The sequence below is a fragment of the Paraburkholderia sp. genome, assembly GCF_026225065.1.
In the GTDB taxonomy this organism is placed as follows: Bacteria; Pseudomonadota; Gammaproteobacteria; order Burkholderiales; family Burkholderiaceae; genus Paraburkholderia.
Genome location: NZ_JAMFSB010000378.1, coordinates 1 through 12,968 on the forward strand (window position 1 = coordinate 1; position 12,968 = coordinate 12,968).

11 protein-coding genes are annotated in these 12,968 nt (G+C 62.2%); 1 reads left to right on the forward strand and 10 read right to left on the reverse strand.

Annotated elements, in window-relative coordinates; translation table 11 throughout:
- A partial coding sequence (locus tag M0954_RS26545) for an alpha/beta hydrolase (protein ID WP_297356424.1) occupies positions 1-338 on the forward strand: 338 nt, incomplete at its 5' end.
- Positions 339-491: 153 nt separating this feature from the next.
- Here M0954_RS26545 and bioB read toward each other — a convergent pair.
- The 10 genes from bioB to aceK all read right to left on the reverse strand — a co-directional run.
- Complete coding sequence (bioB, locus tag M0954_RS26550) at positions 492-1,565, reverse strand: biotin synthase BioB (protein ID WP_297356426.1); 1,074 nt, start codon at positions 1,563-1,565, stop codon at positions 492-494.
- 34 nt (positions 1,566-1,599) lie between these two features.
- Positions 1,600-2,319 (reverse strand): dethiobiotin synthase, encoded by a 720-nt coding sequence (bioD, locus tag M0954_RS26555; protein WP_297356428.1) that lies wholly within the window; start codon positions 2,317-2,319, stop codon positions 1,600-1,602.
- A complete protein-coding gene (gene bioF, locus M0954_RS26560; RefSeq protein ID WP_297356440.1) occupies positions 2,316-3,500 on the reverse strand; it encodes an 8-amino-7-oxononanoate synthase in 1,185 nt (394 codons plus the stop codon). Before bioF ends, bioD begins: the two co-directional genes overlap by 4 nt.
- Positions 3,500-4,882 (reverse strand): adenosylmethionine--8-amino-7-oxononanoate transaminase, encoded by a 1,383-nt coding sequence (bioA, locus tag M0954_RS26565; RefSeq protein ID WP_297356431.1) that lies wholly within the window; start codon positions 4,880-4,882, stop codon positions 3,500-3,502. The genes bioF and bioA overlap by 1 nt, the downstream gene beginning before the upstream one ends.
- Positions 4,883-5,974: 1,092 nt before the next feature.
- On the reverse strand, positions 5,975-7,264 hold the full coding sequence (locus M0954_RS26570; protein WP_297356433.1) for a CocE/NonD family hydrolase: 1,290 nt from the start codon (positions 7,262-7,264) through the stop codon (positions 5,975-5,977).
- Positions 7,265-7,878: 614 nt separating this feature from the next.
- Positions 7,879-8,316, reverse strand: coding sequence for a YchJ family protein (locus tag M0954_RS26575; protein WP_208297148.1), 438 nt, complete (start codon positions 8,314-8,316; stop codon positions 7,879-7,881).
- 5 nt (positions 8,317-8,321) lie between these two features.
- A complete protein-coding gene (locus tag M0954_RS26580) occupies positions 8,322-8,999 on the reverse strand; it encodes an SDR family oxidoreductase (RefSeq protein ID WP_297356435.1) in 678 nt (225 codons plus the stop codon).
- 132 nt (positions 9,000-9,131) lie between these two features.
- A complete protein-coding gene (locus M0954_RS26585; protein ID WP_297356436.1) occupies positions 9,132-10,337 on the reverse strand; it encodes an acetyl-CoA C-acetyltransferase in 1,206 nt (401 codons plus the stop codon).
- Positions 10,330-11,106 carry a carbonate dehydratase gene (can, locus tag M0954_RS26590; protein WP_122153219.1) on the reverse strand — a complete coding sequence of 259 codons (777 nt, stop codon included), beginning with the start codon at positions 11,104-11,106 and terminating at the stop codon, positions 10,330-10,332. Before can ends, M0954_RS26585 begins: the two co-directional genes overlap by 8 nt.
- 83 nt (positions 11,107-11,189) lie before the next feature.
- Positions 11,190-12,968 (reverse strand): bifunctional isocitrate dehydrogenase kinase/phosphatase (gene aceK / locus M0954_RS26595; RefSeq protein WP_297356438.1); only part of this gene is annotated, 1,779 nt, incomplete at its 5' end.

Here is a 12,968-nt window from a genome sequence, read left to right on the forward strand (position 1 = left end):
CGTATGTGGGCGACGTGGTGGGCGTGTTGTTTGTCGCGCCGGCCAGCCCGGAAAAATTTACCTTCGCAGGACACTTCGAGGCGCGCCGGCTTGGCGTGCCGTCGATTCTGATCGGCAGCGAGAGCGACCCGTGGATGCCGATTGCCGGCTCCCGCGAGTTGGCGCAGCGGTTTGGCAGTGCGTTTGTGAATCTTGGCGATGCTGGGCATATCAACACGGCGGCAGGGTTTGGACCGTGGCCGCGGGCGAAGTACTTCGTCGATACGCTGGTGCATTGCGCAGCGCCGCTGAGGTTTCGCGAGGAGCCGGTGGAGGTAGTGGGGCACGCGTTGGTTTGAAGCTACGCAGTACGCAAGATGCAAAATGGCCGCGTCGATGAGGCGGCCATTTTTTCTTCGGCGCTAAAGCGTCAGTGTGATCCTGGCAGGCGGCATGGTCGCGCTTTTAACGCGCGCTTGGTCTGCCGCTCGGCTCCCTGTTTAGTTCGCGGCTCAATTCGCGGCCGAATGCCCATCGCAACCATGTTCGCAACCGCTCTTGTCGAGCGGCATCTGTTGCGCCGCTTCCGCACGAATACCCAGACGCTCAAGCAGCTTGCGATCCGCTTCAGCCTGCGGATTGCTGGTGGTCAACAACTGATCGCCGTAAAAAATCGAATTCGCGCCAGCGAGGAAGCACATCGCCTGCAACGCCTCATTCATCTGCTCGCGACCAGCCGACAGACGCACCATCGCACGTGGCATCGTGATACGCGCAACGGCGATCGTGCGCACGAATTCGAACGGATCGAGCGCCTCGGTGCCCGAGAGCGGCGTGCCTTCGACCTGCACCAGGTTGTTGATCGGCACCGATTCCGGATACGGGTCCATGTTGGCGAGCTGCGTGATCAGGCCCGCACGTTCGCGGCGCGATTCGCCGAGACCCACAATGCCGCCGCAGCACACGTTGATGCCAGCATCGCGCACGCGTTCCAGCGTGTCGAGACGGTCCTGGTAGGTACGTGTCGAGATGATCTGGCCGTAGAACTCCGGCGACGTATCGAGGTTGTGGTTGTAGTAATCGAGGCCCGCATCGCGCAGCCCTTGCGCCTGGTGCGTCTCCAGCATGCCGAGCGTCACGCAGGTTTCGAGGCCCATCGCTTTCACGCCGCGAATCATGTCCTTGATCGGCTCGAGGTGGCGGTCCTTCGGATTGCGCCATGCCGCGCCCATGCAGAAGCGCGTCGCGCCGTTGTCCTTGGCAACGCGAGCGGCGGCGAGCACCTCGTCGACCGGCATCAGCTTGTCGGCCTTGAGGCCCGTGTCGTGATGTACCGACTGCGGGCAATACGCGCAGTCCTCTTCGCAACCACCGGTCTTGATGGACAGCAGCGTCGACAATTGCACGGTGTTCGCATCGAAATGCTCGCGATGCACCTGCTGCGCACGGAACATCAGATCGTTGAACGGCAATTCGTACAAGGCAATGATGTCGGCTACGCGATAGCGTGCTGCGGGCGTCGCAGCAGTAGCGGCGTTGGCAACGGTCGAGTCCGTTTGCGGGCGGTCGAGGTGAAGCTGGGTCATATCGTCAATCCTCATGGATGGAGATGAAGTGGGTTCAGAGCCGCGCGGTGCGCAGCGTCTGCAATAGCTTGGGTGTGTTGATGGCGTCAGCTGCCGCATCAGCCGAGATCGGCTGCAGATGCGGGACGATGCCAAGTAAAGGTGCGTCGTATTGTCGGTCGAGCCGGCTGCGGATTGCGGCGATGTTCTCGTCCGCGAAGCCCATGTCCGGGTCGACACGGTTCGCGACCCAGCCCGCCAGTTGCAAGCCGCGCGCGGCGATAGCTTCAGCGGTGAGCAGCGCATGGCTGATACAGCCGAGCCGCATGCCAACCACGAGCACCACCGGCAGGTTCAGCGCGCAGGCGAGATCGGCCGTGTCCTGCGTATCGGTAAGCGGGACGCGAAATCCACCGACGCCTTCGACCACTACCACGTCCGCAAGCCGTAACGCCTGTGCGTGACAGTCGACGATGCGGCCGATATCGAGCGTGACGTTTTCCTGCGCGGCGACGATGTGCGGCGCGGCCGGCGTTTTCAGAAGATACGGCGTGCGAAGCGCGGCAGGCAGTAGCACGCTTGATGCAGCGTCGAGCTGGTCCGCGTCTTCGTTATGCCACACGCCGTCCACCTCGAAGGCGCCGGCGGCGATCGGCTTCATCGCGGCGGCGCGCAAGCCCTCGCGCGCGAAGCCGCGCAGCAGTGCTGTCGAGACCAATGTCTTGCCGATTTCCGTATCGGTGCCGGTGACGAACACGGAGAGAGGCACACTCATGCGACACCTCTGCCAAGCTGCTGCAAGCCCGCTTCGAGACGATCGAGATCCGCCTGCGAGTGAGCCGCAGACAGCGAGACACGCAGTCGCGACGTACCCGCCGGCACGGTGGGCGGGCGGATCGCAGGCACCCAAAGACCGTCGCGCTCGAGCGTGGCGGCAATCGCGAGCGTTGCATCGTTCGCGCCGATGATGAGAGGTTGAACGGCAGTGTGTGAATCGACCGGCAACCACGGCGTGGCCTTGAGCATGGCGCGGGTGCGCTCGATCAGTTTCTGCAGATGCGCGCGTCGAGTATCGCCTTCATCGCCGCTGATGATGCGCAGGCTCGCCGACACAGCATGCGCCGCCGCCGGCACCGAAGCGGTGGTGAAAATATACGGACGAGCGCGCTGCACGAGCCATTCGATCACGGTTTCATGGGCGACGACGAAGGCACCCGACACTCCGGCCGCCTTGCCGAGTGTGCCAATGGAAATCAGATTGGGCGAACGCAGCGCTTCATCGGCGATGGCACCGCGTCCTTGCGGACCGAGCACGCCGAAGCCATGCGCATCGTCGAGGACGAGCCACGCGCCGTGCTGCTCCGCGAGTTCGAGCAGACGCGCGAGAGGGGCGATGTCGCCGTCCATGCTGAACACCGTATCGGAGACGATCAGCTTTGCGGCCGCGTCCGACGCTTCAAGCATGGCGCTCAACGCTTCTGTGTCGGCGTGCGGATAGACCTGCACTTCGGCCCGCGAGAGCCGCGCGCCGTCGATCAGCGAGGCGTGATTGAGCGCATCGGAAAAGAGCATGGTGCCGCGTCCCGCGAGCGCGGTGAGCGTGGCGAGGTTCGCCATATAGCCGGTGCTGAAGTACAGCGCACGGGGCGCATCGACGAAGCCGCCGACGAAACCCGCCAGATCGTCCTCGAGCTTGGCATGCGCGCGCGAATGGCCGCCGAGCAGATGCGAGCCGCCGCTACCCGAACCATAGCGCTGCGCGCCTTCGGCGATCGCGGCCACGAGCAAAGGATGCGCAGCGAGACCGAGATAGTCGTTGCTGGCGAAGCCGATCATCTCGCGGCCATCGACCGTCATGTGTGCGGCGCACGGTGTATCGGCGATACGGCGCCGGCGCCTCAGCCCCTGCGCATCGAGATCCTGCAGACCTTGTTGAAGCATGTCGAGCAACGGCATCATGCGGCCTCCGCGAGCGTGGCTTCGAAGGTTTCAAGCGTGCGGGTGGCGAGCAATGCGAGCTCGTCGTCGCTGAGGATGTACGGGGGCATCAGATACACGGTGGTCGAAATCGGCCGCAACAGCAGTTCGCGCTGCAAGGCGTTCTGGAAGAAACGGCGTGAGAATGTTTTAGCTTGTTGTGCATCGGCGATCACGGCATCGAACGCGAAGATCGTGCCGCACTGACGCAGATTGCGTACTTGCGGATGCCCGGCAAGCGGCGCGAGCGCCGCACGCAGCGTGGCGGATTTCTTTGCGTTGACCGCGAGCACGTCGTCGCTGGCGAACAGATCGAGCGTGGCGAGCGCGGCGCGGCAGGCGAGAGGGTTACCCGTGTACGAATGCGAATGCAGGAAGCCGCGGGCGGTATCGTCGTCGTAGAAGGCCTGAAAGATTTCGTCGCGCGACAGCACGATGGACAGCGGCAGATAGCCGCCGCTGATACCTTTCGACAGACAGATGAAGTCCGGCCAGATGCCGGCTTGCTCACAGGCGAAGAAGGTACCGGTACGACCGCAACCTACGGCGATTTCATCGGCGATCAGATGCACGCCATATTGATCGCAGAGCGCGCGTAGACCGGCGATGTACGACGGATCGTGCATGGCCATGCCGGCGGCACACTGCACGAGCGGCTCGACGATCAGCGCGGCGATCTTCGTGCTACGTGACTCGAATAGGGCGCGCACGCTATCGAGCGCACGGCGCGCGACATCGGCCGCGCTTTCTCCCGGTTGCGCTTGCCGCGCGTCAGGCGAGGCGACGACATGAGCATGGCGGATCAGCGGATCGTAGGCATCTTTGAACAGGGCGACGTCGGTGACGGCGAGGGCACCGATGGTCTCGCCGTGATAACTGTTGGCAATGCAGACGAATTCCTGCTTGTCGGCGAAACCGCGATTGCGCCAGGAGTGGAAGCTCATCTTCAGGGCGATTTCGACGGCGGAGGCGCCATCGGAGGCGAAGAAGGCGTGCCCGAGGCTATTCTGCGTGAGGGCGGCGAGGCGCTCGGCGAGTTCGATGGCGGGCTCGTGCGTGCAGCCGGCGAGCATGGCGTGTTCGAGCGTATCGAGCTGGTCTTTGAGCGCCGCGTTGATACGCGGATTGGAGTGACCGAACAGGTTGACCCACCAGGAGCTGATGGCATCGAGATAGCGAAGGCCGTCGCGGTCATAGAGCCAGGGGCCGGCGCCGCGGGCGATGGGGATGAGCGGCACGCGCTCGTGGTGTTTCATCTGGGTACAGGGATGCCAGACTGCGCGGAGGCTGCGGGTGACCCAGTCGGTGGCGTTGTCGGCGCCTTCGGTGCCTTTGATGCCTTCGGTTGCTCGTGTGTTCAAAACTGCTCCAGTACTGTGCGGCGAGGGTTCTCTTTCTCGCTACGCGGTGTGGCTTTTTGCGCTGCGCGCGGCGGGTTTTGGGGGCCGGACGCTTGTTGTTTGGTGCGGTTCGTTCGTTGCCTTGCGGCGGTCGGGGGTGAGATTAGCGCGTTCTTTATGTTCATGCACTACCCGTCCGGCGGGGGTTTTTTGATGCTGCGCGTGCTGTTCGGGGACGTTGTTGGCAGGTTTTATCTGATATTCACAGATGAGGGGTTTTGGGCGTAGATGGCGGCGGCAAAGTCATGGGGGTGGGTGGAAAAAATGTGGTCCGGCGAGGTGGGTTTTTGCCTGCGGCGGGCTTTTTGGGGGGTAGAGGTGTGGGTTTGCCTGCGGCGCCTTGGTTTGGTTGCTGTTCTTCCTGTGGGGTTGGCCTTTCCTTGCTTTCTTGGTGGTTTGCTGGCGTTGCCCCTGTGCGGGGCAGCACCTACTTTTCTTTGCCGCCGCAAAGAAAAGTAGGCAAAAGAAAGCGGGCTCACACCGCCAGCTTGTAGGTGTCCCCCACCAGGTTTGAAAGCGGAGAGGTCCGAGACGAGACCGTCCCTTGCACCACCCACGTTCGTGACAAAGGACTCATCCATCCCGACTCCGCACTACGTGCGTCGCCGGTAGGGTTCACCAAGGGGGCGCCACTTGCGTTGATGATTTTTATTAGTTTGTTATGCGAAGTATTGTGGGGAAAATATTTTAGCGGCAAGTACTCAAGCGAGGTATTCGAGCATGTTTGACGGCGAGACGTTCACGCCACGGTTTGCAGAAGGAGTTATGCCCGACGGCGGGGCGCGTAGCGCAACGCTGGAACGGATGAGCCCTTTGTCACTAACGCAAGTGGTGCGAGGCGCGGTCCCGTGCGCGGACCGTTTCCGTTTCACTGCAGAGATGGACACCTACGAGCTAGCGGTGTGAAGCCCGCTTTCTTTGCTTACTTTCTTTGCGGCGGCAAAGAAAGTAAGTGCCGCCCCGCACAGGGGCAACGCCAGCAAACCATTAAGAAAACAAGGAAAGGCCAACGCCGTGAGAACACCAACCAACCGCCAGAGGCAAAACCCCCGCTTACTCCCGACTAGCCAAAGCCCTCTTATCCTCCCCCTTAACCCCGCCGGAGGCAGACCCCTGAGCACTAGCCGTCTGCGAAGACGAGTCACTCCAGACAACAGAATCATTCACAGCATAAAGCCGACAAGGCACCGAACTCTGCTTCTGGCAGTTAGCCACAGCAACAGACATCGGATCATCCCCACCTTCAGCCCAAGACCACGCACCCGAATCAGAAACAGCAAAAGCCCGGCTAGGATACTGATGCAAGAAATTCCGATACCCATTGCGCCCAGCTTCATCAACAAACGGCACAGCGGTCACCGCATCCACAGCAGCATACCCGCTAGCCTTAGGCGGCTCCGGATCCGCTACCCGATACTGCACCCCAGTCGGCATCCCCACCCGCGCCAGGAAGGCCTCCACAGCAGGCCACCAGACCCGCACACCATCGCGGTCACCAACCAGCCGGTGCGCGTCGTTCTTGTAAGCGCCAAAATCCACCATCTTCGCTTCCGCGCCATGCGCCGAGTACGCGGCGTACATGCTCGCAACCAGCGGCGATGACCAGATCGAATCGTTATCGCCATACAGCCATAGCGAAGGCACGTGCGTCTTCTCACCGTACGCGCTAAATGCATGGGTCAGATTGTCCTGCCAGCCGGTGCACGCGTCCTGCCGCAAGCCGCCCGAGAAATTGATCAACGCCCGCACGCCCGGTGCAGCCTGGACGCCGTAAGCAATCGTCGCGAGGCCGCCGTGTGACGTGCCCGCTACCACGATGTGCTGCGCGTCGACATACGGCTGCTTTGACATGTACCCGATCGTCGCGGCTACATCGCCTGCCTGGCCCAAACCGTTACGCTCGACGTCGCAGCCATCCTGCTCATACGTGCCACCCGATTGTCCGAAGCCCTGCCGGTTCGGCGCCACCACCACATAGCCGCGGCGCACGAACTCGCGGGCGAGCGGCAGCGGGTCGCTACGCGATTGCTGGCGCGGGTCGCCCGGCATCTTGCCGTGATTGAAGACGATCATCGGGAAGGGGCCTGCGCCGTCCGGCTTGTAGATCGTCGTTTCAAGCGTGATCGTGCCGGCGGCGTCCACCGGCACGCGAATGATCTGCTGATTCAGGCTGACGGGGGGAAGGTAGGTATCGTCGTCGAGTGCGATGCGCGGGACTTCGGCGCGCGTGAGCGGCCCGGCAGCTTGCGAATCGGCCAGCGGATCGGCGTGTGCAAACGACACGGCGCATCCCGCCCATGTACACACCATTGCACCGACCGTCAGAAACTTTCTGCAACCCATTCGCAGTACCTGCCTTGAAGTACGTCCTTAAAACCCACATCGCCTGCGATTTTTTCGTTTCGCTGTCGTTTGCCTTTCGGCAAGATTTTCGGCAACAAAAAGACTCTCGCGTGTGTAGCGCGCCTGACGCACGCACGCGGTTCGAGATCGCACGGGATAACCCACCAACCTGGCCGACGCGACCCCACGCGTCGATGATGAGCAACACACGACGTCACGTGAAACAACACTCGACGCACGGAGAATCAAGGCGCCAGCGCAGTTTCTGGACATCTGTGCGGGGACGGTTTGGACCGCGCCCTCACACCATGTCGCTGCAAAACCTTCAGAGCGATCCTGGCACGACAAATTGTGTTTGTGCAATTCAGGAGAACCCGCGAGAAAAAATTCGTAATGCTCAACGCGTCGCGGGCGTGCCAAATCCCAACGCGCACGGAGCCGTTGGGACGGGCGGGAGAAATGACCGATGTGGTGGGCTTCCAACAAATTCGCGCGGCCGTTTTGAGGGGCATATGTGACAGCGCGATTGATCGCTCATGGGTTGCCCACGAGCGGTCCAGCCGTTGCACGGAAGTATTACAGACGCTTACTGCATGGCATCGAATTTAGCCCTGCTAGGTATCGCTGAGGTCACCGTCGACATAGCGCCAGCGGCCATCGTCGCCGCGTAAGAAACGGCTCAGTTCGTGCAAACGGTGAGCCCGTCCGCCGACCTTATAACGTGCGATGAATTCGACTTCGGCGTGGCTGTCGTCTTGCGAGGCGAAGCGTTTGATCTGCAGACCTAGCCAGCGTGGCGCGTCAGGCGCGTCCGGGTCGGCGTCGAGGTCGGCGGGGCAGGTGTGCGGCGCCCAGGTGGCGCGCAGATAGTCGCTAGCGCCGAGCACGTATGCGCTGTAGCGCGAGCGCATCAGTTCGAGCGCGTTGGGGGCGGCCTCGCCATCATCGATGAACCGGCCACAGCAAAGCGCGAAGCGCGGCGGCCGGGCGCCACTGCGCTGATCGGGCGCAGCGCCGCCGCAGGGGCAATCGGTGGGTCGTTGCGTAGTCAAGGATCTCACCAGTCGAGCGGCGTACCGTCGTATTGGAAGAAGCGGCCATTGAACGATTCGTGCGCCGCGGCAGCCTGGGCCAGGACCTGACGCATGCCGCTCACGCTGCGCTCGGGATCGATCGCCGCCTGCGCGCCGCCCATATCGGTGCGTACCCAGCCTGGATGCAACGCGACGCATGCGGCGCGCCGCGTCTGCAATGAGGCGATCTTCAGCGCGTCGTTGAGCGCCGCCTTGCTCACGCGATACAGCCAGCCCGTAGTGCCGCTCGCCTCGGTGATGCTGCCCATCTTGCTCGACAGCACCGCAAGCACGCCGTTGGTGTTCTCGACAAGCGGCAGCAGGATCGGGATCAGTTGCATGGGGCCGCGCACATTGGTCACCATCACCTCGTCGAAGTCCTCGGCGGTGACGGCCTCCACGCCGTCGGTGCGCGGACCGTAGACGCCCGATACCAGCAGCGCCGCATCGAGCCGCTCGCCTTCGAGCTTCTGGCCAAGCGCAGCGATCTCGTTGGGCACGGTAATGTCGAGCGAAAACGTCTCCGCGCCGAGCGCTTCAAGTGTCTTGAGCGACGCCTCGTCGCGTGCGGTGGCAAGCACGCGCCAACCGGCCTTTTTGTACTGGTGCGCGAATTCGCGGCCAATGCCGCGCGACGCACCGACGATCAATACTGTTTTCATACGATTACCTCAAGGTCCAAAGCGGGTACAAAGCCGGCCCAAAGCGGGCTCAGGGCGGGTCCTATGCTGGGCTGGCTGCATGCGCCGTGCCCGCCTTGGGCCACAAGAAAGGCACAGCACACCCGCAACGCTTTACACCAGTTCAATTCCCATCGCGGTTGCTTCGCCCCCGCCAATGCACAGCGTCGCGACGCCGCGCTTCAGGCCACGGTGCTTCAACGCGCCGATCAAGGTGACCAGAATCCGCGCACCTGACGCGCCGATCGGATGACCCAGCGCGCACGCGCCACCATTCACATTGACCTTCTCGTGCGGCAGACGGTGTTCCTTCATCGCGGCCATCGTCACCACGGCGAACGCTTCGTTGACCTCGTACAGGTCCACTTCGTTCGCACTCCAACCGTTCTTCTCGAACAGCTTGCGGATCGCACCGACCGGCGCGGTGGTGAACTTCGCAGGTGCCTGGGCGAAGGTCGAATGGCCGACTACGCGTGCGAGCGGCGTGACGCCCAGCCGCTTCGCCGTCGATTCGCGCATCATCACCAACGCCGCAGCGCCATCCGAGATCGACGACGAGTTCGCGGCCGTCACCGTTCCGGTCTTGCTGAACGCGGGCTTGAGCGTGGCGATTTTTTCGAGGTTCGCCTTGAACGGCTGCTCGTCGCGTTCGATCGTCACGTCGCCCTTGCGGCTCTCCACCTTCACGGGGGCGATTTCCCACGCAAACGAGCCGTCTTCATTGGCCCGCTTGGCGCGCTTGAGCGACTCAATGGCGAAGGCATCTTGCGCCTCACGCGTGAAGTCGAACGACGCCGCGCATTCCTCGGCGAAGGTGCCCATCAGGCGGCCTTTTTCGTACGCGTCCTCGAGGCCGTCGTAGAACATGTGGTCGATCACCTGACCGTGGCCCATGCGCATGCCGCCACGCGCCTTCGGCAGCAGGTACGGCGCATTGGTCATACTTTCCATCCCGCCGGCGACGATTACATCTACAGAGCCCGCGGCCAGCATGTCGTGCGCGAACATGGCCGCACGCATGCCGGAGCCGCACATCTTGTTCACCGTCGTGCTGCCGGTGGAGAGCGGCAAGCCCGAGCCCAGAGCCGCTTGGCGAGCCGGCGCCTGGCCGAGGCCGGCGGGCAGCACGCAGCCCATCACCACTTCATCGATCTGCGCCGGCTCGAGACCTGCGCGCTTGACGGCCGCTTCGATCGCGATCGCGCCAAGTTGCGGCGCGGTCAGCGTCGCGAAGTCGCCTTGAAACGCCGCCATCGGCGTGCGGGCGACGGAAACGATCACAATCGGATCGGCCTGGTTGTCACGCTTTGCCTCACTCATGTTTTAGCTCCTTGATCACACCTTCGACGATGGCCGGCACATCGCCGAGCCTGGCCGCGTCGGAAGCGACCACGTCGTTGTCTGCCCGATGCGCGCCGCTCGCCGATACGGCCGCGACGCACTTCGAATACGTTTCATCGAGCTCACCGGGCGTGCCGATCATCATGCCCAGATTGCGCACCTTGCCGTCGTGCACGCCATAGGCCCAGCCATGCACGGTGAGTTCCTGGCCACGCGCCCACGCGTCGTTGACGATGGTCGTGCGGCATACATTGACGACCTGCTCGATCGTGTTCAGTTCCACGAGACGCCGGTGACGCGCTTCACCCATCGGCCACTCTTCGAGCAGCGCCGCGTGCTTGGTGCGCACATCCTGCACGTGATGCAGCCAGTTATCGGCGAGACCGATACGCCGGCCGTGCAGCGCGGCGGCCACGCCCGAGCAGCCGTAGTGGCCCACTACCATGATGTGCTTGACCTTCAGCAGGTCGACGGCGAACTGGATTACGGAGAGGCAGTTCAGATCGGTGTGCACGACGACGTTCGCGATGTTTCTATGCACGAACACTTCGCCCGGCGGCAGGCCGATGATCTGGTTGGCCGGCACGCGCGAATCCGAGCAGCCGATCCACAGGTATTCGGGCGTCTGCTGGTGGGCAAGGCGCGAGAAATACTCGGGGTCCTCGGCGAGTTTGCGGGCTACCCACTTGTCGTTGTTATCGAACAGGTGGGCGAGCGGGTTGGGCAGAGAAGAAGCGTTTGTGTTCATGGTGAGTCGAGTCGGTTGCTGGACCGATGGACCGGTCGGTGTCGTTGCAGGAGGGGCGGCCGTAGAACGGGGTCCATGTTCGTTCACGCCGCGCGTGCAGCAGGTTCGCGCGTTGCCGTTGGTTCGTTTGCGTGGTTTGCGTCGCTTGCATGGCTGGCTTTCTGCACATCGGTTCCGGGAGCGAAACGCTCCGGATAGTGGATGCAGAAGCGCACGCTGCTGTCGTAGGGAAAGAAGTCGGGCAGTTCGCCTTTCAGTAAGTGGTCCTTATGCCGTTGCCACAGCGCGGGATCGAAGAAGTCTGCGTGATGCTGCATGAAAGCACGGCGCACACGCGGGTCGCCGAGCAGGAAGGTACCGTAAGTTTCGGGGAAGATGTCATGCGGACCAACTGCGTACCACGGCTCGCCGGACATCTCGTCTTCCTCGTTGCGCGGCGGTGGTACCGCGCGCACATTGCAATCGGTCAGGTATTCGATCTCGTCGTAGTCGTAGAACACGACGCGGCCATGACGTGTTACGCCGAAGTTCTTGTACAGCATGTCGCCGGGGAAGATGTTCGCCTGCATCAGTTCCTTCACTGCGTCGCCGTATTTGCGGATGCCGTGATCGACGTCCGCGTCGCTGCCGTTTTGTAGGTAAAGGTTCAACGGCACCATGCGGCGCTCGATGTACAGATGGCGGATTACGAGGTTGTCGCCCTCGTATTCGAGCATCGACGGCACTTCCTTTTCGAGTTCGCGCAAGAGCGCTTCGTCGAGGCGCGAGACAGGCAACGCCACGCTCGAATATTCCAGCGTGTCGGCCATGCGCCCGAGACGGTCGTGCCGTTTGACGATCTGGTATTTGCCCTGGATCTGTTCGCGCGTGGTTTCCTTCGGCGGCGGGAAGTTGTCCTTGATCAGCTTGAACACATAGGGAAACGACGGCAGCGTGAACACCAGCATCACCATCCCTTTGATGCCGGGCGCGATGATGAACTGGTCGCTCGAATGCGAAAGGTGATGTAGCAGATCGCGATAGAACAGATTCTTGCCCTGCTTCTGCAAGCCGAGCGACGTATAGATTTCCGCCTTCGGCTTGCCCGGCATGATAGTGCCGAGAAACTCCACATACGCGGATGGCACTTCCATATCCACCAGAAAATACGAGTGCGAGAAGCTGAAGATGATCAGCAACTGGTCGCGCTTGAGCAGTACGGTGTCGAGCGCGAGCAGACCGGGCTTTACGTGACGCAGCGGTACCGCGAACGGCAGCAGCGCGTCACCGTTGATGATGCGGCCCACGATATACGCTGACTTGTTGCGATAGAACAGCGACGACAGCACATGAATCTGAAAATTGGCGGCCTCGTCGAAGGTGCCGAACGCCTCTTGAATGGCTTGCATCACGCAGCCGACATCGCGTTGCAGATCCTCGAACGGAGGCTCAAGCTGGAAGTTCGTGACGATGCGCTCGAGCGTTGCAGCGAGACCCTCCTTACCGGGGTAGTACGCACGATAGGTCGGTTTCGCCGCGGGCTCGTCGTTCTCGATGTATTCAGTCGAGATGGCCGGCCGCACGAAAATGAAATCATTGTTGAAATAGGAGCGTTGCAGGATCTTGCAGCACACCGAATTGAAAAATGTCTCCGCACATTCGGGCTGATGATGCGTCGTCAGGAGGCCGATGTAGTGCAGCTTGATCTGCTGCCAGACTTCGTCGTCGATATTCTCTGCAGCGTATTCGTCTTCAAGCAGCTTGACGCATTCCGCGACCCGTTCGTCATACGAAGTAATCCGTTCCCGCGCAAGCCGTTGCAGGCCATGCCAGTCACCGGCTTCGAACAGGGCCTTCGCGTGAATCGCGGCCTCGCGGAAGAC

What these genes read in the sequence shown, in the direction of transcription:
- bioB (WP_297356426.1), bottom strand. Translation starts at nt 1,565, where the DNA reads ATGACCCAGCTTCACCTCGACCGCCCGCAAACGGACTCGACCGTTGCC.
- bioD (WP_297356428.1), bottom strand. Translation starts at nt 2,319, where the DNA reads ATGAGTGTGCCTCTCTCCGTGTTCGTCACCGGCACCGATACGGAAATC.
- bioF (WP_297356440.1), bottom strand. Translation starts at nt 3,500, where the DNA reads ATGCCGTTGCTCGACATGCTTCAACAAGGTCTGCAGGATCTCGATGCG.
- M0954_RS26570 (WP_297356433.1), bottom strand. Translation starts at nt 7,264, where the DNA reads ATGGGTTGCAGAAAGTTTCTGACGGTCGGTGCAATGGTGTGTACATGG.
- M0954_RS26580 (WP_297356435.1), bottom strand. Translation starts at nt 8,999, where the DNA reads ATGAAAACAGTATTGATCGTCGGTGCGTCGCGCGGCATTGGCCGCGAA.
- M0954_RS26585 (WP_297356436.1), bottom strand. Translation starts at nt 10,337, where the DNA reads ATGAGTGAGGCAAAGCGTGACAACCAGGCCGATCCGATTGTGATCGTT.
- can (WP_122153219.1), bottom strand. Translation starts at nt 11,106, where the DNA reads ATGAACACAAACGCTTCTTCTCTGCCCAACCCGCTCGCCCACCTGTTC.